We start from the raw sequence: 22,420 nt of genomic DNA, 5'->3' as shown, positions 1-22,420 counted from the left end.
GACCAAAAATCTCGATTGCATTGCGGTATGCGATTGAATTGGTCACTGGCACAAGGCAAGCGGGGCCACTAACGGATTAACCATTCTGGCGGGGTGCGTTACCCCGAAACGGGTGAAGCGGCCGCTGGATCGCGATAAGATACGTCGGTCGCTAGCTCTTCATTGCGGAGGTGCCAGATGTCGTTCGTGGTCGCGAATACGGAGTTCGTGTCGGGAGCGGCGGGGAATCTCGCGCGCCTCGGTTCGATGATTAGCGCGGCCAACTCGGCCGCGGCGGCCCAGACGACCGCTGTCGCGGCCGCAGGCGCCGATGAGGTGTCGGCGGCGGTCGCGGCGTTGTTCGGCGCGCACGGCCAGACCTATCAGGTGCTCAGCGCCCAAGCCGCGGCGTTTCACAGCCAGTTCGTGCAAGCCCTGTCCGGCGGCGCGCAGGCGTACGCCGCCGCGGAGGCCACCAACTTTGGCCCCTTGCAGCCGCTATTCGACGTCATCAACGCGCCCACCCTGGCGCTGTTGAACCGTCCGCTGATCGGCAACGGCGCCGATGGGACCGCGGCGAACCCCAACGGCCAGGCCGGCGGACTCCTGATCGGCAATGGCGGCAACGGCTTCTCGCCCGCTGCCGGCCCCGGCGGCAACGGCGGCGCCGCCGGACTGCTGGGCCACGGCGGCAACGGCGGCGTGGGCGCCCTGGGCGCCAACGGCGGCGCCGGCGGCACCAGCGGGTGGCTGTTCGGCAACGGCGGGGCCGGCGGCAATAGCGGCGGTGGCGGCGGTGCCGGCGGCATCGGCGGCTCCGCCGTGCTCTTCGGGGCCGGCGGCGCGGGTGGCATCAGCCCCAACGGCATGGGAGCCGGTGGCTCTGGAGGCAACGGCGGGCTGTTTTTTGGCAACGGCGGTGCTGGCGCCAGCAGCTTCCTCGGCGGAGGTGGCGCCGGCGGCAGGGCCTTCCTGTTCGGCGACGGTGGTGCCGGCGGGGCAGCCCTATCCGCGGGTAGCGCTGGGCGTGGCGGCGATGCCGGGTTCTTCTATGGCAACGGCGGCGCCGGCGGCAGCGGAGCCGGGGGGGCATCGAGCGCCCACGGCGGGGCCGGCGGCCAGGCCGGGTTGTTCGGCAACGGCGGGGAAGGCGGCGATGGCGGCGCGTTGGGCGGCAACGGCGGCAACGGTGGCAACGCCCAGCTGATCGGTAACGGCGGTGACGGCGGCGACGGCGGCGGGGCCGGCGCCCCCGGGCTCGGCGGCAGGGGCGGGCTGCTGCTCGGCCTGCCCGGCGCGAACGGAACATAGTCGCCGCAGTTCCGCCCTCCCACCGCAGGTTACGGTTGCGTACGTTCTTCCCGCTCGGAGAGACTGGGCCCGATCAGGGCCGATCAGCCACCTGAAGGGAACCGCATTGGGACACTACATCGCCAATGTCCGCGATCTCGAGTTCAACCTGCTCGAAGTCCTTGATATCGGCGCGGTCCTGGGCACCGGACGCTACAGCGATCTGGACGTCGACACGGTCCGCACCATCTTGGCCGAAGCGGCGCGGCTGGCCGAGGGTCCGATCGCCGAATCCTTCGGCTACGCCGACCGCAACCCACCGGTCTTCGACCCGAACACCCACTCCATCAGCGTGCCCGACGAGTTGGCCAAGACAGTGCAGGCAATCAAGGAGGCCGGCTGGTGGCGGCTGGGCCTGGCCGAGGAGATCGGTGGCATGCCAGCGCCGCCGCCGCTGGCATGGGCCGTCAACGAAATGATCTACTGCGCCAACCCGTCGGCGTGCTTTTTCAACCTGGGCCCGGTGCTGGCCCAGTCCCTTTACATCGAGGGCAATGATGAGCAACGCAGGTGGGCGGCCGAGGGCGTGCAGCGCGGCTGGCAGGCCACCATGGTGCTCACCGAGCCCGACGCCGGTTCCGATGTCGGCGCGGGTCGAACCAAAGCGTTCGAACAACCCGACGGCACCTGGCACATCGAGGGCGTCAAGCGGTTCATCTCCGGTGGGGATGTCGGCAATACCGCGGAGAACATCTTCCATTTGGTGTTGGCCCGACCTGAGGGCGCCGGCCCAGGCACCAAGGGGTTGAGCCTGTTCTACGTTCCCAACTACCTCTTCGACCCCGATACGTTCGAGCTCGGCGCCCGCAACGGCGTCTACGTGACCGGCCTGGAACACAAGATGGGCTTAAAGTCCTCTCCGACATGCGAATTGACGTTCGGCGGTGCCGACGTGCCCGCCGTTGGCTATCTGGTCGGCGGCGTGCACAACGGGATTGCGCAGATGTTCACGGTGATTGAGCATGCTCGCATGACCATCGGAGTTAAGTCCGCCGGCACATTGTCGACGGGCTATCTCAACGCACTCGCCTTCGCCAAGGAGCGGGTGCAGGGCGCGGATCTGACCCAGATGACGGATAAGACGGCGCCGCGGGTCACAATCATGCACCACCCCGACGTGCGGCGCAGCCTGATGACCCAAAAGGCCTATGCCGAAGGCCTGCGGGCGCTGTACCTGTATGCCGCTGCTCACCAGGACGACGCTGTGGCCCAACGGGTTTCGGGTGCCGATCACGACATGGCGCACCGCGTGGACGATCTGCTGCTGCCCATCGTCAAGGGCGTGGGTTCAGAACGCGCCTACGAAATCCTCACCGAGTCGCTGCAGACGCTGGGCGGCTCGGGCTTTCTGGTCGACTATCCCCTCGAGCAGTACATCCGTGACGCCAAGATCGATTCCCTCTACGAGGGCACCACGGCGATCCAGGCACTGGACTTCTTCTTCCGCAAGATCGTGCGCGATCACGGCAAGGCTTTGCAATTTGTGCTGGCTCAGGTCACCCACACCGTCGAGAACATTGACCCGTCGCTAAAACCGCAAGCCGAGCTGCTGCGCACCGCGCTCGACGACATCACGGCAATGACGGGCGCGCTGACCGGGTACCTGATGTCCGCCGCGCAGCACTCCAGCGACATCTACAAGGTGGGGCTCGGATCCGTGCGCTATTTGCTCGCCGTGGGCGACTTGCTCATCGGCTGGCGGCTGCTCGTGCTGGCCGGGGTCGCACACGCCGCACTGGCCGACGGGCCATCGCAGAACGATGAAGCGTTCTATCGGGGCAAGATCGCGGTCGCGGCGTTCTTTGCGAAGAACATGCTGCCGAAACTGACCGGGGTGCGCAGTGTCATCGAAAACATCGACGACGACATCATGCGCGTGCCCGAAGACGCCTTCTGAGGCGGGTTTCGCTCGCACCGCCCGCCGAACGTGAACTCACGGCGGTATTTTGCCGGATTCTCCGCCCTCAGTTCACGTTCGGCGACGCGCCGGTTCAGACGGTGAAGCCGAGCGCCCGCAATTGTTCGCGGCCGTCTTCGGTGATCTTGTCCGGGCCCCACGGCGGGTTCCACACCCAGTTGATGCGGATGTCGTCGACCAGGCCACTGCCGACCAGCGCGCTGCGCGACTGATCCTCGATGACATCGGTCAGCGGGCACGCCGCCGACGTGAGGGTCATGTCGATCAGCGCGACGGTCCCTTCGTCACCGTCTTGCACGTCCAAGCCGTAGACCAGGCCCAGGTCAACGACGTTGATCCCCAGCTCCGGGTCGACGACGTCGCGCATCGCCTCCTCGACGTCGGCGAGCAATTCCTCAGCCGGTGCGCTGGTTTCGCTCATCTGTAACCTCCTCGAAGGCTTCGCTGGCTTGGGCCAGCGCATCTTTGAACGCCATCCATCCGAGCAGCGCGCATTTCACCCGGGCCGGGTATTTGGCCACCCCGGCGAACGCGACCCCATCGCCTAAGACGTCCTCGTCGCCTGGCACGGTCCCGCGGGAGGACACCATTTCGGTGAAGGCGTCGACGATGTTCAGCGCCCGCGGCACGCGTTGTCCGATTACCTGTTCGGTGAGCACCGAGGTCGCGGCCTGGCTGATCGAACAGCCTTGTCCGTCATAGGAAACGTCGGTGACCCTGGTGCCGTCCTCGGACAACGCGACCCGCAGCGTGACCTCGTCGCCGCAGATCGGGTTCACGTGATACACCTGGGCGCCGAACGGCTCCCGCAGCCCCCGATGCTGCGGATGCTTGTAGTGATCGAGGATCACGTCCTGATAGATCTGCTCCAGACGCAACGTCACGCTCTTCCAAAGAAATGCCGGGATCGCCGCACGCCGGCCACCAAGCGGTCCACCTCGTCTGCGGTGTTGTACACCGCGAACGACGCCCGCGCGGTGGCGGCCAGACCGAACCTGCGGTGCAGCGGCAGCGCGCAGTGGTGCCCGACCCGCACCGCCACGCCGCCGTCGTCGAGTACCTGACCCACGTCGTGCGCGTGCACGCCCTCGACGACGAACGCCACCGGCGACCCTCGGTCCCGCATCGACATCGGGCCAAGGATCCGCACACCGTCGATGCCGGACAGGCCTTCGATGGCCGCGGCTACCAGCTCCCGCTCGTGGGCCTCCACCGCGGCCATGCCGATCGCGCCGAGATAGCGGGCCGCGGCGGCCAACCCGACCACCTGGGAGGTCATCGGGGTACCGGCCTCGAACCGTTGCGGCGCCGGCGCGTAGGTGGCGCCTTCCATGGTCACCGTTTCGATCATCGAACCGCCGGTGAGAAATGGGGGCATCTGCGCTAGCAGCTCACGGCGGCCGTACAGCACACCGATTCCGTTGGGGCCCAGCATTTTATGTCCGGAAAACGCGGCGAAGTCGACGCCGAGTTCGTGCAGGTCAACCGGCTGGTGCGGCACCGACTGGCAGGCGTCCAGCACGGTCAGCGCACCCGACTGGTGGGCGCGGGAGACCAGCTCGCTCACCGGTGTCAGCACCCCGGTCACATTGGAATGATGGGTGAACGCAACGACTTTGACACGGTCGTCCAGATACAGCGAGTCCAGGTCGATGCGCCCGTCGTCAGTCACCCCGTACCAGCGCAATGTGGCCCCGGTGCGCCGGGCCAGCTCCTGCCACGGGATCAGGTTGGCGTGATGCTCCAGCTCGGTGGTGACGATCACGTCGCCGGGGCCGACGGCACGCTCGAAACGGCTGTCCCCCAGCACATATGACACCAGGTTGAGCGCCTCGGTGGCATTTTTGGTGAACACCAGCTCGTCCGTGTCGGCGCCGACGAATAACGCGATGTCCGCGCGGCCCTGCTCGTAGGCGTCGGTCGCCTCCTCCATCAGCTGGTGCGCGCCACGATGGACCGCGCCGTTGGACGCGGTCAGGAACTCGCGCTCGGCGTCGAGGACCTGCAGCGGGCGTTGTGAGGTGGCGCCGGAGTCCAAATACGCCAACGGGTTTCCACCCCGCATGATGCGCTTGAGGATGGGGAAATCGGCGCGAATCGCCGCCAGATCGAGCGAGTTCACCGAGGCCGTCATGTCAGGCTCCGGTTGGCGCGGGTTGGTGGGGGTACCGCCCGCTTGCGGGGGAGAAACGCACGTAGCCGTTCTGGTCGAGTTCGTCGGCGAGCTCCGAACCACCGGACTCGACGATGCGGCCGCCGACGAACACGTGCACGTATTCCGGGTGGATGTAGCGCAGGATGCGGGTGTAGTGCGTGATCAGCAGGATGCCGCCGTGCTGGGATTCGGCGTAGCGGTTCACCCCCTCGCTGACCACGCGCAGCGCGTCGACGTCCAGGCCGGAGTCGGTCTCGTCCAGGATGGCGATCTTGGGCTTGAGCAGTTCTAGCTGCAGGATCTCGTGGCGCTTCTTCTCGCCACCGGAGAAACCCTCGTTGACGCTGCGCTCGGCGAAGGCCGGGTCGATGTCGAGCGCGGCCATCGCGGCCTTGACCTCTTTGACCCAGTGCCGCAGTTTCGGCGGCTCGCCGCGAATGGCGGTTGCCGCCGAGCGCAGGAAGTTCGACATCGAGACACCGGGCACCTCGACGGGATATTGCATGGCCAGAAACAGGCCGGCCCGCGCACGTTCGTCGATGCTCATCGCCAGCACGTCCGCGCCGTCGAGGGTAATGGTGCCCGACGTCACGTGGTATTTGGGATGGCCCGCGATGGCGTAGGACAGCGTCGACTTGCCCGAGCCGTTGGGTCCCATCAAGGCATGTGTCTCACCGGATTTCACGGTGAGGTCGACGCCGCGCAGGATCGGGATCTCGTGGTCCGCCTCCGCGGGGTTCTCCACGCTGACGTGCAGGTCCTTAATTTCCAAAATGGTCATGAGACTGTTGTCTTTTCCGTTGATTCCGTGATTTCCAGCTCGTGTTCGATGGCTGCGGTCAGGCGCTCGCGTACCTCGGGCACCGCGATCTTGGCGATGATCTCACCGAAGAAGCCGCGGACCACCAGCCGGCGGGCCTGTGCTTCGGGAATACCGCGCGAACGCAGGTAGAACAATTGCTCATCGTCGAAGCGACCGGTGGCGCTGGCGTGTCCGGCGCCGACGATCTCGCCGGTCTCGATCTCCAGGTTGGGCACCGAGTCGGCACGCGCGCCGTCGGTGAGCACCAGGTTCCGGTTCACCTCGAAGGTGTCGGTGCCGGTGGCCTGCGCACGGATCAGCACGTCACCCACCCAGACCGTGTGTGCGTCGGGCAACGACGACGCCGGATCACCTTGCAGTGCACCCTTATACAGCACGTTCGACTTGCAGTCGGGGTGGGCGTGGTCCACCAGCAGCCGCGACTCCAGGTGCTGGCCGTCGTCGGCGAAATACAGCCCCAGCAGTTCCGCGTCCCCACCCGCACCGCAGAACCGCACGCCCGCCGACATTCGCACCACGTCGCCGCCCAACATGACGGTGACGTGGCGCAGCACCGCGTCCTTGCCGATCCGAGCATGGTGCGCGCTGAGGTGAACGGTGTCGTCGGCCCAGTCGGCGATCCACACGGCGGTCAGCCGAGCGGCGTCGTCGACAACGAACTCGACGTTGTCGGCGTAGGTTCCGCCGCCCCGGTGGTCGATGACCACGACCGCCTCGCCAAGCTCCTCGATACGCACCTGCAGGTGCCCATAGGCCACCGCGCCCTCCCCCGGCCCGGTCACGGTGATGCCTACCGGCTCGACGACCTGGGTGTCGCGCTCGACGGTGACCAGAGTCGCGGAGTTGAACGACGAAAACGCTTGGGCGGCAACGCGGTCGGTGGGTACGCCGCCCTCGCCCAGTCGTGGATCGCCGCGGCGCACGGTCTGGGTGTATACGCCCGGCCGCTCGCTGACCGTGATCGTGGCGCTACCGGTGGCCCGCGCGGAGCCGTCGTGCAGGCCACGCAGCCGCCGCAACGGGGTGAACCGCCAGATCTCGTCGCGGCCGTGCGGAACCTCGAACGCGTCCACGTCAAAGGAGGCGAACAGCTCGCCCTTGTTGTGTGCGATCCCCTCGACGGCTGCTGTCAGTCCCGGAGCCGTCATCCGACCGCGCCCTCCATCTGCAGCTCGATCAGCCGGTTGAGCTCCAGCGCGTACTCCATCGGCAGCTCCTTGGCGATCGGCTCGACGAAGCCGCGCACCACCATCGCCATCGCCTCGTCCTCGGTCAGCCCGCGGCTCATCAGGTAGAACAGCTGGTTCTCGCTGACCTTGGACACGGTGGCCTCGTGGCCCATGGTGACGTCGTCCTCGCGGATGTCGACGTAGGGGTAGGTGTCGCTGCGGCTGACCGTATCCACCAGCAGCGCATCGCATTTCACGCTGGACCGCGACCCATGCGCCCCCTTGTTGACCTGCACCAGGCCACGGTAGGAGGTGCGGCCGCCGCCGCGGGCCACCGACTTGGACACGATGTTGCTCGACGTGTTCGGCGCCAGGTGCAGCATCTTGGCGCCGGTGTCCTGGTGCTGGTCTTCGCCGGCGAACGCCACCGAGAGCACTTCGCCCTTGGCGTGCTCGCCGGTCATCCAGACCGCCGGGTACTTCATGGTCACCTTGGACCCGATGTTGCCGTCGATCCACTCCATGGTGGCCCCGGCTTCGGCGCGGGCCCGCTTGGTGACCAGGTTGTAGACGTTGTTCGACCAGTTCTGGATGGTGGTGTAACGCACGCGCGCATGGGGTTTCACGATGATCTCGACCACCGCTGAGTGCAATGAATCCGATTTGTAGATCGGTGCGGTGCAGTTGTGCACGGCGAACCCGTAGGCGAGGTAGCTGTCCGGATTCTCGACATCGAGGTTGTAGACGGGCTCATGTGCTTCGCGGACCGCTCGCTTCTTGATTGGCACCGCAAAGTAGTCGCCGCAGTCGCGGGCCTGCTTCGGTCCGCGGCCGCCCTCGGTCCACTGCACCTGGTAGATGTCCTTGCGAACGACGTTGCGGCCCATGATCACACCAGGGCCGCCCGGTCGGCGCAGTTCAACAGTGGCGTAGTGACCCAGACGCGCCAGGATGGACTGCAACTGGAACGCCCAGAGGCGCGATGTCGTATGTACCCGCTTCCACACCGCCCCGTTACGGCGCGTGACGTTGCCGTCTCCATTCACATAGGCGTCGACCAGCTCACGCAAGAACGTCTCGTCTTGACGCATCAACAGATCCGACAGCTTCTTATTCGACGATCCAATGCCGACGTTGTCGCGCATCGCCGCATAGCCCGCCTTCGTGTACACGGTGACGCGCGCCGAATGCTTGTGCTCCTCGATCAATACCGATCCCGACTTCTCGTACAGCGACTTGCACGCTTGGCGCACATCCTCGACGTACTCGAACTCATCGCTGTGGAACGAGAAGATCAGCGACTCACAGCCATTGGTGAGACACGCGTGACCCTCCGCCAGGTAGTAGCCCGCCAGGCGCGCAAACTCGAGCGGCAAAACCGTCCTGTGGGGGATCGGCTTCGGCTTGGGGTAGATCAGGAAGTCACCCTCGGCCACATCCTTCGCCGCGATCCATCGCGGCTCGGCGCTACGCAGCTTGGTGCTGTTGACTTCAGCCTTCCACCCATTGCGTTCCTTCCGCATAACACGCACCTCGTCGCGGGGAATAGCGAGAAGGGGGTGCTCGGCGGTGACAGAGAATGCGTTGGCAGGCGACATCGGTGTGAAGGTGAACAGCTCGCCATCGAGGTCACGCACCTGTACAGCGGTGACGCGGTGTGGCCGCCCGTCGTGGTCGGTGACGAAGTCACCGACGCGAATCGACTCGATGGGCCGCAAATCGCCGTCGGCGGTCGTGATGAGCTCGCCGGCGGGCAGGCAGCCCTCTACGTAGTGCACGTAAGAGCCCTCATCGGCGATGATCAGCGTCCGCTCGAACTGGCCCATGTTCTCGGTGTTGATTCGGAAGTAGGCCTGCAGCGGAATGTCGACGTGAACACCGGGCGGGACGTAAATAAAGGACCCACCACTCCAAACTGCAGTATTCAATGCAGAAAACTTATTATCGCCGGCAGGGATTACTGTACCGAAATATTCCTTGAAAATATCCGGGTGTTCTCGCAAACCAGTATCAGTGTCTAAAAATATGACTCCTTGAGCCTCCAGATCCTCTCTGATCTGGTGATATACAACTTCACTTTCGTATTGTGCGGCTACTCCAGCTACTAATCTCTGCTTCTCGGCCTCCGGGATTCCCAACCGGTCGTAGGTGTTGCGGATGTCCTCTGGCAAATCATCCCAGCTCGCGGCCTGCTTCTCGGTGGAGCGCACGAAGTACTTGATGTTGTCGAAATCGATGCCATCGAGGTTGGAGCCCCACTTCGGAATGGGCTTGCGGTCGAAAATGCGCAGCGCCTTCAGCCGCGACTGCAGCATCCAATCGGGCTCGTTCTTCTTCGCGGAGATGTCGCGGACCACCGCCTCGGAAAGCCCGCGCTGCGCGTTGGCACCCGCGACGTCGGAGTCCGCCCAGCCGTAGCCGTACCGGCCCAGCGACGCGATCGCCTCTTCCTGGGTCAGGGGAGCCTGGGTCGGGGGCTGGGCAACGCTCTTGCTGGCCTCTGGGGTGAGTGTCATCGGGACGCTCCTTCGGTGCTGGTGGCGGGTGGGCGCGGGCTGGGCGCCGGCGACAGGGGTACGTGGGTGGTGCAGGCGCAGTCTCCGTTGACGATGGTCGCCAACCGCTGGACGTGGGTGCCGAGCACCTCGGCCATGGCCTGCTGCTCGGTTTCGCACAATTCGGGGAATTCCTCGGCGACATGGGATACCGGGCAATGGTGCTGGCAGATTTGCACACCGTGAATCGGCCCGCCCACCCGCGTGGTGGTGGCGACGTAGCCGGCTTTGCTGAGCGCCGTTGCGATCCGCTCGGCGGCCGCCTCGAGCGCGGCGTCGTCGGGACCGTCGGCCGGCGCGACGTCGGCCAGGATGGCGTCGATACGGCGCCGGGCAAACGTCCGCACCGCCTCCTCGCCGCCGATCTCCCGCAGCTGCCGCATGGCCGCCGACGCCAGGTCGTCATAGGAGTGGTCGAGCTTGGCCCGGCCGGCCGCGGTCAGCCGGTAGCGCTTGGCGGGCCGCCCGCGTCCCACCTGCTGCCACGGCGCGGCCGCCGACGCTTCCGCGTCACCCGCCTCGATCAGCGCGTCCAGATGACGCCGCACACCGGCGGCCGACAGGCCCAGCCGGTCACCGATCTCGCCGGCGGTGATCGATCCGGATTCCAGCAGCAAGCGCACAATGGCCCGACGAGTGTGACCGTCCGAGACTGCCGCGGGGACAGTGGTAGAGACCGCCGGGATTTTCACAACATCAGTGTGACAAAATTCCGTTGATCGGTCTACCAGGGATGCCCTATGCGGCAGGGTTGTGCTGGTCACATTGAGATCGCCTAAGCAATTCCCGGGCATGCCGTTAGGCTGCACCAATGGCAGCCCGCCACCATACGCTGAGCTGGTCGATCGCCAGCCTGCATGGCGACGAGCAGGCGGTGGGTGCACCGCTGACCACTACCGAGCTCACCGCGCTGGCGCGCACCCGCCTGTTTGGGGCCACCGGCACCGTCCTGATGGCCATCGGCGCCCTGGGCGCCGGGGCCCGACCCGTCGTCCAGGACCCCACCTTCGGGGTCCGGCTGCTCAATCTGCCGTCACGAATCCAAACGGTGTCGTTGACCATGACCACGACCGGGGCGGTCATGATGGCGCTGGCCTGGCTGATGCTCGGCCGGTTCACGCTGGGCAGGCGGCGGATGTCGCGCGGCGAACTGGACCGCACCCTGCTGCTCTGGATGCTGCCGCTATTGATCGCACCACCGATGTACAGCAAGGATGTCTACTCATATCTAGCCCAAAGTGAGATCGGCAGGGACGGACTCGACCCTTACCGGGTGGGTCCGGCGTCCGGCTTGGGCCTCGGCCACGTGTTCACCCTGTCGGTGCCCAGCCTGTGGCGGGAGACACCGGCGCCATATGGTCCGCTGTTCTTGTGGATCGGCCGCGGAATCTCGTCGCTGACTGGGGAAAACATCGTCGCTGCCGTGCTCTGCCACCGGCTTGTGGTGTTGATCGGTGTGACCCTGATCGTGTGGGCGACCCCTCGGCTAGCTCAGCGCTGTGGCGTCGCCGAGGTCAGCGCGCTGTGGCTAGGCGCGGCCAATCCGCTGCTGATCATGCATTTGGTCGCCGGCATCCACAACGAAGCGCTGATGCTCGGGCTGATGCTGACCGGCGTCGAATTCGCGCTGCGCGGCCTTGATATGGCGAATACCCCACGCCCGTCGCCCGAAACCTGGCGGTTGGGCCCCGCCACAATACGGGCCAGCCGGCGGCCCGAGCTGGGGGCATCCCCGCGTGCGGGCGCGAGCCGGGCAGTCAAACCCCGTCCGGAATGGGGGCCCCTGGCCATGCTGCTGGCGGGTTCCATCCTGATCACGCTGTCGTCGCAAGTGAAGCTACCCTCGCTGCTGGCGATGGGCTTCGTCACGACAGTGCTGGCATACCGCTGGGGTGGCAACTTGCGAGCACTGCTGCTCGCCGCCGCTGTGATGGCGAGTCTAACGCTGGCGATAATGGCCATCCTGGGTTGGGCCAGCGGTCTCGGATTCGGCTGGATCAACACGCTGGGCACCGCCAATGTGGTGCGCAGCTGGATGTCGCCGCCGACACTGCTGGCCCTGGGCACCGGGCACGTCGGCATCCTGCTGGGCCTGGGTGATCACACCACCGCCGTGTTGTCACTCACCCGCGCCATCGGCGTGCTGATCATCACGGTGATGGTGTGCTGGCTGTTATTGGCCGTGCTCCGCGGCCGGCTGCACCCGATCGGCGGCCTGGGCGTTGCGCTAGCTGTCACCGTGCTGCTGTTTCCCGTCGTGCAGCCCTGGTACCTGCTGTGGGCGATAATTCCGCTGGCCGCCTGGGCAACCCGCCCAGGATTTCGGGTAGCGGCAATCCTGGCCACCCTCATCGTCGGAATTTTCGGTCCGACCGCCAATGGTGACCGCTTCGCGCTGTTTCAGATCGTGGATGCGACCGCGGCCAGCGCCATCATCGTGATCCTCCTGATTGCCCTGACCTACACCCGGTTACCATGGCGGCCACTTGCAGCCGAGCAAGTGGTCACCGCCGCGGAGTCGGCCAGCAAGACCCCTGCGACCCGCCGGCCGACGGCAGCGCCCGACGCCTACGCTGATTCCACGTGAGCCGCGCCGACGACGATGCAGAGCGAAGCGATGAGGAGGAGCGGCGCTCGTGAACCGCGCCGACGACGATGCAGAGCGAAGCGATGAGGAGGAGCGGCGCTCGTGAACCGCGCCGACGACGATGCAGAGCGAAGCGATGAGGAGGAGCGGCGCTCGTGAACCGCGGCCCAGACACCCCCGAGGTGGTACTGCGGCTTCGCGGGGTATGTAAGCGATACGGGTCAATAACCGCCGTTTCCAACCTCGATCTCGACGTGCATGACGCCGAAGTGATGGCGCTGCTGGGCCCCAACGGCGCGGGCAAGACCACGACCGTCGAGATGTGCGAGGGCTTCGTCCGCCCGGACGCCGGCAGCATTGAGGTACTTGGACTGGACCCGATCACCGACAACGCACGCCTGCGCGCACGCATCGGCGTGATGTTGCAGGGTGGCGGCGGCTACCCGGCGGCACGCGCCGGCGAAATGCTGGATCTGGTCGCGTCCTACGCCGCCAACCCGCTGGACCCGCACTGGCTACTGGACACCTTGGGTCTCACCGAGGCCGCCCGCACCACCTATCGACGGCTCTCCGGCGGGCAGCAGCAACGACTCGCGCTGGCCTGCGCGCTGGTCGGGCGTCCCCAACTGGTGTTCCTCGACGAGCCCACCGCGGGCATGGATGCCCATGCCCGGGTACTGGTGTGGGAGTTGATCGACGCGCTGCGCCGCGATGGCGTGACCGTGGTGCTGACCACGCATCATCTCAAGGAGGCCGAGGAACTCGCCGATCGGTTGGTGATCATCGACCACGGGGTGACGGTGGCCGCAGGCACACCGGCAGAACTGATGCGCAGCGGCGCCAAAGACCAGTTGCGGTTCACCGCGCCGCCGCGGCTCGACCTGTCGCTGCTGGCCTCGGCACTGCCCGAGGGCTACCAGGCCACCGAGCTGACCCCGGGCGAGTACCTGGTCGAAGGTCCGGTTGACCCGCAGGTGCTGGCGACGGTCACCGCGTGGTGCGCACAAATCGACGTGCTAGCCACCGACATGCGGGTCGAGCAACGCAGCCTCGAAGACGTGTTCCTGGATCTCACCGGCAGGAAGTTGCGGCAGTGACCCAAACCAATCGCCCCGCTTTTCCCGCGGGCACCTTCAGCCCGGACCCCCGCCCCAACGCCGTCCCCCTGATGCTTGCCGCACAGTTCAGCCTGGAATTGAAGCTGCTGTTACGCAACGGCGAGCAACTGCTGTTGACCATGTTCATCCCGATCACCCTGCTGGTCGGGCTGACTTTGCTGCCGATGGGCTCGTTCGGCCACAACCGCGCCGCCACCTTTGTTCCGGTCATCATGGCGCTTGCGGTGATCTCCACCGCATTCACCGGGCAAGCCATCGCGGTCGCGTTCGATCGCCGCTACGGCGCCCTCAAACGACTCGGTGCTACCCCGCTGCCGGTTTGGGGGATCATCGCCGGCAAGTCGCTGGCAGTGGTTGCCGTGGTGTTCTTGCAGGCCATCATCTTGGGCGCCATCGGCTTTGCGCTCGGCTGGCGGCCGGCGCTGACGGCCCTGACATTGGGCGCCGGGATCATCGCGCTGGGTACCGCGGGCTTTGCGGCGCTCGGCCTGCTACTCGGCGGCACCTTGCGAGCCGAGATCGTTCTCGCCGTCGCCAACCTGATGTGGTTCGTATTCGCCGGTTTCGGTGCGCTGACCTTGGAGTCGAACGTGATCCCGACGGCGTTCAAATGGGTGGCTCGGGTTACCCCGTCGGGCGCGCTCACCGAGGCGCTGTCGCAGGCCATGACCGTGTCGGTGGACTGGTTCGGGATCGTCGTCCTAGCGGTGTGGGGCGCGCTGGCCGCACTGGCCGCACTGCGCTGGTTCCGGTTCACCTGAACCGGCCGCCCGGCTTCGCGACACTGCAACCACGCACAAGACACGCCGACGCATCGGTGCGTGGTTGCAGTTTCGACACCGGTCCGCCCGTACTACAGCGTGTAGTTTTTGGTGCCTTACGATCGGGCGGTGTCTCCCAGCCTGCGTGTCCAGCGGGTCATCGCCGCAATCGTCATCCTCACCCAGGGCGGCATCGCCGTCACCGGGGCAATCGTCCGGGTTACCGCCTCAGGCCTGGGGTGTCCGACCTGGCCGCAGTGTTTTCCGGGTAGCTTCACCCCGGTGGTGGTCGCCGAGGTGCCGCGGGTCCATCAGGCGGTCGAGTTCGGCAACCGGATGGTCACGTTTGCGGTGGTGATAGCCGCGGCACTGGCCGTGCTGGTCGTCACCCGGGCGCGCCGGCGCACGGAAGTCCTGGCCTACGCGTGGCTGATGCCGGTGTCGACGGTGGTGCAGGCGATGATCGGTGGCATCACCGTACGCACCGGGCTGCTGTGGTGGACGGTGGCCATCCACCTGCTGGCGTCGATGACGATGGTGTGGCTGGCGGTGCTGCTCTACGTCAAGATCGGCCAGCCCGATGACGGAGTCGTCCACGAACTGGTGGTCAGCCCGTTGCGTGCGCTCACGGCGCTCAGCGCGCTGAACCTGGCCGCGGTGCTGGTGACGGGCACGCTAGTCACGGCGGCAGGCCCGCACGCGGGAGATCGCAGCCCCAGCCGGACCGTGCCGCGGCTGAAAGTCGAAATCACCACCTTGGTGCATATGCATTCGTCGCTGTTGGTTGCCTACCTTGCGCTGCTGATCGGGTTGGGTTTCGGGCTGCTGGCCGTGGGTGCCACCCGGGCGATTCTGGTGCGACTCGCCGTGCTGCTCGCCCTGGTTGCCACGCAAGCCGCCGTCGGTACCACGCAATACTTCACCGGGGTACCCGCCGCCCTGGTCGCCATTCACGTGGCCGGTGCCGCGGCGGTTACGGCGGCCACCGCCGCGCTATGGGCGTCGATGGGAGAACGGGCCCAGCCCCAGCCGCTCCAACGCTGACTGGACGCATAGCGCGAAGTCACGCTGGGCAAGATTGCGGATGTCTGGGTCCAGCCACTGCCAGCCCAGCGACGGGTCCACCAATTGCAATTCCAGCAACCGGGGATCTCGGCTTCCACCTGTGATGTGGGCCCGCGCGTAGAGCAGCTCACCTGGGTCAACACCCACCTGCGCGGCCGCGCCGGCCACGGCGGCCGCACCCACGTCCCAGATTTCGAAGTCGGGCTCGGTCTGGCGCCAAGTGTCGGCCTGCTTGGTAAACGCATGCGACGGCTCACCGCCAAGGAAGACCAACACGGTCTCGTCACCGGAACCTCCGGGCTGAACGAGCACCGCCTGGCCGGCCGCGTGCAGTTGCGCGACGAACTCGGCAGCGAACCGGGCACTACAGCGCCGTGTCCCGGTACCGATGGTCGGACCGACGAAGACCTGGCCTTTGCGTGGCAACCGGACCGGCTCTCCCGGCACATACACCTCGCCGGGCACGGTCGGCACCCCCCGATCCATCAGGTCACGTAGGTAACGGCGCTCGACATTCCAGGCCACCACCGGCCGCGAGTTCAGCAGATTGGCCACGCGGGTAGTCCAGGCCAAAAACTCGTCGAGCCGCGCGGGGTAATCGCGGGTAGCCCGCAAAATCACCAGATCCGCGTGGACTATTTCGGGATCGTCCCAAGACAGCCAACCAGCATGCAAGCCGCGGTGGCGCAGGGCCGCAACCAGCCCAGCATCGTCGCCGTCACCGGCGGGCTGCTGTGGCCAACCCGCCAAAACGACGCGCGGATGGAAGACGTCCGGCCGGGCAAGCTTCATGCCCGGGCATGATAGCCACATGCACGCAATCGAAGTCACCGAAACCGGCGGGCCAGGCGTCTTACGCCACGTCGACCAGCCGCAACCTCAACCCGGCCACGGCGAGCTCCTGATCAAGGCCGAGGCCATCGGTGTCAACTTCATCGACACCTACTTCCGCTCCGGGCAATATCCGCGCGAACTCCCGTTCGTCATCGGCTCCGAGGTATGCGGCACGGTGGAGGCCGTCGGCCCAGGAGTTACCGCAGCCGACACCGCCATCAGCGTCGGCGACCGCGTGGTCAGCGCCTCAGCCAACGGCGCCTACGCCGAATTCTGCACAGCGCCAGCATCTCTGACCGCCAAGGTCCCCGACGACGTCACGTCTGAGGTAGCGGCTTCGGCGCTGCTGAAGGGCCTGACGGCGCATTACCTACTGAAGTCGGTGTACCCGGTGAAGCGTGGTGACACCGTCTTGGTGCATGCTGGCGCCGGCGGCGTCGGCTTGATCCTGACACAATGGGCCACTCACCTGGGGGTGCGGGTGATCACCACCGTTTCGACGGCGGAGAAGGCCAAGCTGTCCAAGGATGCCGGCGCGGACGTGGTTCTCGACTACCCGGAGGATGCCTGGCAGTTCGCCGGGCGGGTTCGCGAACTGACCGGCGGCACCGGTGTGCAAGCCGTTTACGACGGTGTCGGCGCCACCACCTTCGACGCCAGCCTAGCCAGCCTGGCTGTCCGCGGGACATTAGCACTGTTCGGCGCCGCCAGCGGTCCGGTTCCACCGGTCGATCCGCAGCGCCTCAATGCCGCCGGATCGGTGTACCTCACCCGTCCCTCGCTGTTCCACTTCACCCGCACCGGCGAGGAGTTCAGCTGGCGGGCCGCTGAGCTGTTCGACGCGATCGGCAGCGAAGCGATCACCGTGGCGGTCGGCGGACGTTACCCGCTGGCCGACGCCTTGCGCGCCCATCAGGACCTGGAGGCTCGCAAGACGGTCGGCTCGGTCGTGCTGCTGCCGTAGCGTAGCGGTCTGTGCTGCGCTGTCTTGCTAGCGCATCTTGGTGCCATTCGACTCTTTCTTTGCCGGAGGATCGCTGGTTTGCTTCTCCCGCCACTGCTGGGCTTCGAGTGCGACGGCGACGTGAATGGTGGTGTCGGCGAGAGGGCGGGGCAGAAGTCGTTGCGCGGTCTCGAGTCGGTTCATCAAGGTGTTGCGGTGGGTGAAGAGAAGTCTCGCGGCCCGAGAAGCGTTGCACTGCTGGTTGATGAAGGTCAACAGCGTCGTTTTCAGAGCCGGGCTGGCCGACTCGAGGTTTCCGAGGGTGCGTTGGATGAAGTCGTCGGCACCCTCGGCGTTTTCGGTGAGCAACGCGACCATCTCGACGTCGGTGAAAAAGGCGACTCGGTGCGGTGATTCCAGCCGGATAATCATCCGAGCGGTGGTGAGTGCGTCTCGGTGGCTGCGCCGGAACCCCTCGATTCCCGGCGCGGTGGCCCCGATGGCGATACGCGCGTCGGGTATGTCATGGAGCACCTCGTGAATCAGGTCGATGTCAAACCCGGGGGCGTCTTTTACCCACACCCAGCGAGTCGCGGCGCCGGCTACCACGACCAGCGGGTGCGGGCATCCGCCGGCATGGCCGAACGCGTCGGCGACTCGGTCCAGGTGGCTGTGGTCGCCCTGGGCCTGGTCACCCCAGATGACGGCGGCGGTGTGGGATCGGTCGAGAGGGTAGCCCAATCGCGCTTCGGCGTGCTCACGGCTGATGGGGGCACCGTCGATGAGCAGCTGGACGATTTTGCGGCGTTCGGCAGGAACGTCGCGGGTGAGCTTGTCGCGTTCCAATTGCATCTCGGTGGTGATGCCCGCAAGGGTGGTGTCGACGAACTCGTTGGCTGTCCGAAATGGCACATCCAGTAATTCGTGCAACTCGTCGGGGTCGGAGGTCAGTCCGAACGCGATGTCCGTCCAGCGCCGCCAGGCCACGTTTTGTCCGATGCGGTAGATGTCGAGGGCCAAGGCATCTAAACCGACGCGCACGAGATCACGGGCCATGCGCAGCGGCTCGGGACCAAGGTTCGCGGGCACCGGGGCGCCGGGATTGCGCAGGTTGGCGGCCGCGAAATGGATGAGATGCGCCCGATTGGAACGCTTGACAACGGTGGCCAGGGCGGGGTCGGCAGCGATGGATGGGTTGGCGGCCAGAATGGCACGGTCGAATTCGTCGAGCCATTCCTGGGTCGGGTTGAGGGCGATTCGCGCTGCCTCGCGGATCAGCTCATGTATTCGCGGTGAGGTTTCCCGCAATGCCACGAGCCGATAGTAGGGCAAATGTGCACTGTGCACAGCAGATTCGTGCTGGTTATGGGGATTTTGACCTGGAATCGGACAAGGTGGCGGCGCGACCCTTATCTGGCAGGAGTGTGACCTGCCGAAGGGGCAGGGGCGTGGCGGGTGGACTGTGATGTCGTTGGTGATCGTAACCCCGGAGACGGTGGCCGCGGCGGCCTCGGATGTGGCGCGCATCGGGTCATCGATCGGTGTAGCCAACAGCGCGGCGGCGGGGTCAACCACCAGCGTGCTGGCCGCGGGCGCCGATGAGGTGTCGGCGGCGATCGCGACGCTGTTTGGCAGCCATGCTCGGGAGTATCAGGCGATCAGCACGCAGGTGGCGGCGTTTCATGACCGATTTGCGCAGACGTTAAGCGCCGCGGTCGGCTCGTATGTCAGCGCGGAGGCGACCAACGCCGCACCGTTGGCGACGCTGGAGCACAACGTGCTCAATGCCCTCAATGCGCCCACCCAGGCGTTGCTGGGTCGCCCGTTGATCGGTGATGGGGCGGCTGGAGCACCCGGCACCGGGCAGGCCGGCGGGGCCGGCGGGATCTTGTGGGGCAACGGTGGGGCCGGCGGCTCGGGCGCGCCCGGCCAAGTCGGCGGGGCCGGCGGGGCCGCCGGGTTGTTCGGCACCGGCGGGGCCGGTGGGGCCGGTGGGGCCGGCGCCGCCGGTGGGGCCGGGGGTAGCGGCGGCTGGCTGCTGGGCAATGGTGGAGTCGGCGGGGCCGGCGGGCAGAGCCTGCTGGGCGGGGCAACCGGCGGGGCCGGCGGCAACGCCGGACTGTTCGGGGTCGGCGGAACCGGCGGGCCCGGCGGGCCCGGCGGGCCCGGCGGGGTCGGCGGTACCGGTGGTGCCGGTGGCCTGGGCGGGACCCTCTACGGGGCCGGCGGGCACGGAGGTGCCGGCGGGCCCGGCCCGATCGGTGGTGTGGGTGGACACGGCGGTGTCGGGGGTGCGGCCGGGCTGTTGGGCGTGGGCGGGCACGGTGGTGCCGGCGGACACGGCGCTGCGGGTATCGCCGGCGCCGCCGGTAAGGGCGGTATCTTCCCAGACGGTAGCAACGGTGGGGTCGGCGGCGACGCCGGCGATGGCGGCACCGGGGGCCGGGGTGGCTGGCTGGCCGGTGCCGGCGGGGCCGGCGGGGACGGCGGTATCGGCGGGGCCGGTGGGGCCGGCGGGGGCGGCCATTCTCTGGTGATTGCCACCGGACAGGCCGGCGGTGCCGGTGGTAGCGGCGGTGCCGGTGGGGTCGGCGGGGTCGGCGGGGCCGGCGGCCTGATCAGCCTGTTGGGCGGCCAAGGCGCCGGCGGTGACGGCGGGGACGGCGGCGCTGGTGGCGTCGGCGGTGACCGCGGAGCCGGCGCCAACGGCAACCAGGCCGTCAACGGTGGTGCCGGCGGTCACGGCGGCAACGGCGGCAACCCCGGCACCGGCGGGGCCGGAGGCACCGGCGGAGCCGGCTCCATCACCGGCGCTCAGGGCACCATCGGCGCCACCCCCACCAGCGGCGGCAACGGCGGTGCCGGCGGCAACGGCGCCAACGCCACCACCGCGGGCACCAACGGCGCCAACGGCGGACCCGGCGGCCATGGCGGGCTGGTCGGCAACGGCGGCGCCGGCGGGGCCGGCGGCAACGGCGCCAACGGCGCCGCAGGGACGAACGCGAGCGATTCGGGCGCAGTCGGTGGCAAAGGCAATAGCGGCGGCAACGGCGGCCAGGGGGGCGCCGGCGGCGACGGCGGAACTCTCGCCGGCAATGGCGGGGCCGGTGGGACTGGCGGCCGCGGCGCAGACGGCGGGCTCGGTGGTAGTGGTGCCGAGGGTGCCAATGCCACCACCGCGGGCGAGCGTGGCCAGGACGGTGGTAAAGGCGGCAACGGTGGGGTCGGCGGGACCGGCGGCAACGCCGTCGCACCCGGTGCCAACGGCGGCCATGGCGGCAACGGCGGCAATCCTGGCTTCAGCGGCGCTGGCGGGCTCGGGGGGCTCAGCGGTGACGGCGTGACCCGCGCCGCGCAGGGTGCGACCCCCGACTTTGCAGACACCGGGGGCAAAGGCGGCAACGGCGGTAACGGCGCCAACGCCGTTGCACCCGGCGGCACCGGCGCCAGTGGCGGAGCCGGCGGGAACGCTGGGGCTGGCGGCAAGGGCGGGGAAAACATCATCGGCGATGGCGGCGGCGGCGGAAACGGCGGGGCCGGCGGCCAGGGCGGCGACGGCACCGCCGGAGCCGGCGGCGACGGCGGGGCCGGCGGCAAGGGCGGTGACGGCGGCGACGGCGGCAGCGACCCCACCGAAGGGAGGGGCTTCGGTGGATTGGGCGGCGCCGGCGGGGCCGGCGGCAAGGGCGGCGCCGGCACCCTGCTAGGTCTCACGGTATTTGGCGACAATGGCGGCGCCGGCGTCCTCGGCGACTCGACGGACCCAGATGGCAGCGGCGGTGCTGGTGGCGCGGGCGGCGCCGGTGGCGCCGGTGGCGATCCAACCATCTGACTACGTTGGCCGAGCAGGGCCGGCACCGCAGCGGAACTGGGCCCCCAATCAGTGCAGCGTGGGCAGCGCGATCACCGAGTCGACGGCCAGTGCGCAGAACACCACCGCCAGATAGTTGTTCGACTGCAGAAACAGCCGCAGCGGCCTGACCGGCTCGCCGGCGCGCACCCCGGCATACAACTGGTGGGCCATCGTCAGGAACCACCCACCGGCCACCAGGGCCACCGCGCCGTAAAGCCAACTGGTCGCCAACGCCAGCACCAGCGTCGCGGCCACGGTCAGCCAGGTGTAGATCAAGATCTGCTTGGTGACCTGACGCTCGGTCGCCACCGCCGGCAGCATCGGCACCCCGGCCACTTGGTAGTCCTGCTTGTAGCGCATCGCCAATGCCCAGGTGTGTGGCGGCGTCCAGAAGAAGATGATCGCGAACATCGCCAGCGCCGGCCAGGCTATGGTGCCGGTGATGGCCGACCAGCCGATCATCACCGGCATACAGCCGGCCGCCCCACCCCACACCACGTTCTGTGACGTGCGTCGCTTGAGCCAAAGCGTGTAGACGAACACATAAAACGCGACGGTGACCAGGGCCAGCACCCCCGCCAGCAGGTTCGTGGCGCACCATAGCCAGAAGAACGAGATCACCGTCAACGTCAACCCGAGTGCCAACGCGTTTCGGGTCGGCACCGCTTCCCGCGCCAAGGGCCGGCGCGCGGTTCGCTTCATCACCTTGTCGATATCGGCGTCGGCGACGCAGTTGAGCGTGTTGGCGCCGGCGGCGGCCATCATCCCGCCGACGAGCGTGTTGAGCATGAGCAGCGGATGAATGGCGCCGCGGTCGGCCAGCAGCATCGCCGGTATCGCGGTGACCAACAGCAGCTCGATGACTCGCGGCTTGGTTAACGCCAGGTAGGCCAGCAGGGTGCTCATTGCCCTACCAGTCACTCGGCGCGGCGCGACGCGCCCGCGAACGTTCACGCACTAACTCCTCGGGAATCGCAGCCGCGCGCAGCTTCTACTACGCACGATGGTAGACCGGGTAACTGTGGCAGCAGAGCCGCAGGGTCGATTCACACGACTTCGCCGGCATATCGGCACCGCTCGCCAGCCCGAACCGCGGTCAGGACAATTTTCACACCAGCCCGATGAAAATCGCTATCTGGGATTGATCAGTGTGACGCCCTAAGGATTGGGCCCGAAGACCAACCGTTGCTAGCCGCAATGCCACGAGCCGATAGTAGGGCGAATGTGCACTGTGCACAGCAGATTCGTGCTGGTTATGGGGATTTTGACCTGGAATCGGACAAGGTGGCGGCGCGACCCTTATCTGGCAG

18 protein-coding genes are annotated in these 22,420 nt (G+C 67.3%); 8 read left to right on the top strand and 10 right to left on the bottom strand.

The genetic code is table 11. The features are described 5' to 3' along the window. Window positions 1-177: 177 nt before the first annotated feature. Together FF952_RS07800 and FF952_RS07795 are read left to right on the top strand one after the other, a co-directional pair. Window positions 178-1,290: a PE-PGRS family ubiquitin-binding protein gene (locus tag FF952_RS07800; protein ID WP_003904630.1), complete on the top strand. Its 1,113-nt coding sequence runs from the start codon at window positions 178-180 to the stop codon at window positions 1,288-1,290. Window positions 1,291-1,396: 106 nt separating this feature from the next. Beyond that, window positions 1,397-3,226, top strand: coding sequence for an acyl-CoA dehydrogenase (locus FF952_RS07795; RefSeq protein ID WP_003900343.1), 1,830 nt, complete (start codon window positions 1,397-1,399; stop codon window positions 3,224-3,226). A 94-nt stretch (window positions 3,227-3,320) separates the two neighbouring features. Here the strand turns inward: FF952_RS07795 and FF952_RS07790 are convergent, their stop codons facing one another. From FF952_RS07790 to sufR, 7 genes are read right to left on the bottom strand one after another with little or no spacing between them, the layout of a single operon-like run. Continuing rightward, window positions 3,321-3,668 (bottom strand): metal-sulfur cluster assembly factor, encoded by a 348-nt coding sequence (locus FF952_RS07790; RefSeq protein WP_003407492.1) that lies wholly within the window; start codon window positions 3,666-3,668, stop codon window positions 3,321-3,323. Beyond that, a complete protein-coding gene (gene sufU / locus FF952_RS07785) occupies window positions 3,643-4,131 on the bottom strand; it encodes a Fe-S cluster assembly sulfur transfer protein SufU (protein WP_003407491.1) in 489 nt (162 codons plus the stop codon). Before sufU ends, FF952_RS07790 begins: the two co-directional genes overlap by 26 nt. After that, entirely contained in the window at window positions 4,128-5,381 is a 1,254-nt protein-coding gene (locus FF952_RS07780) for a cysteine desulfurase (protein ID WP_031680782.1), read from the bottom strand. The genes sufU and FF952_RS07780 overlap by 4 nt, the downstream gene beginning before the upstream one ends. Before the next feature lies 1 nt (window position 5,382). Next, a complete protein-coding gene (gene sufC / locus FF952_RS07775) occupies window positions 5,383-6,183 on the bottom strand; it encodes a Fe-S cluster assembly ATPase SufC (protein ID WP_003407489.1) in 801 nt (266 codons plus the stop codon). Then, entirely contained in the window at window positions 6,180-7,373 is a 1,194-nt protein-coding gene (gene sufD, locus FF952_RS07770; protein ID WP_003407487.1) for a Fe-S cluster assembly protein SufD, read from the bottom strand. Before sufD ends, sufC begins: the two co-directional genes overlap by 4 nt. After that, the gene (sufB, locus tag FF952_RS07765) at window positions 7,370-9,910 is read right to left on the bottom strand and encodes an intein-containing Fe-S cluster assembly protein SufB (RefSeq protein WP_003903466.1); all 2,541 of its coding nucleotides are present in this window, start codon (window positions 9,908-9,910) and stop codon (window positions 7,370-7,372) included. The genes sufD and sufB overlap by 4 nt, the downstream gene beginning before the upstream one ends. Then, window positions 9,907-10,713, bottom strand: coding sequence for a suf operon transcriptional regulator SufR (gene sufR, locus FF952_RS07760; protein ID WP_003902080.1), 807 nt, complete (start codon window positions 10,711-10,713; stop codon window positions 9,907-9,909). The genes sufB and sufR overlap by 4 nt, the downstream gene beginning before the upstream one ends. A gap of 47 nt (window positions 10,714-10,760) precedes the next feature. Between sufR and mptB the strand changes: the two genes are divergently transcribed. From mptB to FF952_RS07740, 4 genes are all read left to right on the top strand, one after another. Beyond that, the gene (gene mptB, locus FF952_RS07755) at window positions 10,761-12,536 is read left to right on the top strand and encodes a polyprenol phosphomannose-dependent alpha 1,6 mannosyltransferase MptB (protein ID WP_003407479.1); all 1,776 of its coding nucleotides are present in this window, start codon (window positions 10,761-10,763) and stop codon (window positions 12,534-12,536) included. Between the two features lie 155 nt (window positions 12,537-12,691). Next, window positions 12,692-13,633: an ABC transporter ATP-binding protein gene (locus tag FF952_RS07750; protein ID WP_003903464.1), complete on the top strand. Its 942-nt coding sequence runs from the start codon at window positions 12,692-12,694 to the stop codon at window positions 13,631-13,633. After that, window positions 13,630-14,415, top strand: coding sequence for an ABC transporter permease (locus tag FF952_RS07745; protein ID WP_003407475.1), 786 nt, complete (start codon window positions 13,630-13,632; stop codon window positions 14,413-14,415). Before FF952_RS07750 ends, FF952_RS07745 begins: the two co-directional genes overlap by 4 nt. Window positions 14,416-14,526: 111 nt before the next feature. Beyond that, on the top strand, window positions 14,527-15,459 hold the full coding sequence (locus FF952_RS07740; protein ID WP_003407466.1) for a COX15/CtaA family protein: 933 nt from the start codon (window positions 14,527-14,529) through the stop codon (window positions 15,457-15,459). Here FF952_RS07740 and FF952_RS07735 read toward each other — a convergent pair. After that, the gene (locus FF952_RS07735) at window positions 15,409-16,272 is read right to left on the bottom strand and encodes a DcsG N-terminal domain-containing protein (RefSeq protein ID WP_003900341.1); all 864 of its coding nucleotides are present in this window, start codon (window positions 16,270-16,272) and stop codon (window positions 15,409-15,411) included. The genes FF952_RS07740 and FF952_RS07735 overlap by 51 nt on opposite strands. A 19-nt stretch (window positions 16,273-16,291) precedes the next feature. Here FF952_RS07735 and FF952_RS07730 point away from each other — a divergent pair, with 19 nt between their 5' ends. After that, a complete protein-coding gene (locus FF952_RS07730; protein ID WP_003407462.1) occupies window positions 16,292-17,278 on the top strand; it encodes a quinone oxidoreductase family protein in 987 nt (328 codons plus the stop codon). Between the two features lie 27 nt (window positions 17,279-17,305). Here FF952_RS07730 and FF952_RS07725 read toward each other — a convergent pair whose 3' ends face one another. Further along, window positions 17,306-18,571 (bottom strand): Rv1453 family transcriptional regulator, encoded by a 1,266-nt coding sequence (locus FF952_RS07725; RefSeq protein WP_003904629.1) that lies wholly within the window; start codon window positions 18,569-18,571, stop codon window positions 17,306-17,308. Window positions 18,572-18,722: 151 nt separating this feature from the next. Between FF952_RS07725 and FF952_RS07720 the strand changes: the two genes are divergently transcribed. Further along, window positions 18,723-21,089, top strand: a complete 2,367-nt coding sequence (locus FF952_RS07720) for a PE family protein (RefSeq protein WP_031680781.1) — start codon at window positions 18,723-18,725, stop codon at window positions 21,087-21,089. 48 nt (window positions 21,090-21,137) lie between these two features. Here the strand turns inward: FF952_RS07720 and FF952_RS07715 are convergent, their stop codons facing one another. Further along, window positions 21,138-22,064, bottom strand: a complete 927-nt coding sequence (locus FF952_RS07715) for a heme o synthase (protein ID WP_003898882.1) — start codon at window positions 22,062-22,064, stop codon at window positions 21,138-21,140. Window positions 22,065-22,420: the final 356 nt, after the last annotated feature.

The sequence above is a fragment of the Mycobacterium tuberculosis complex sp. N0072 genome (assembly GCF_030323725.1).
In the GTDB taxonomy this organism is placed as follows: Bacteria; Actinomycetota; Actinomycetes; order Mycobacteriales; family Mycobacteriaceae; genus Mycobacterium; species Mycobacterium tuberculosis.
This window is presented reverse-complemented; position numbering and strand designations above follow the sequence as displayed.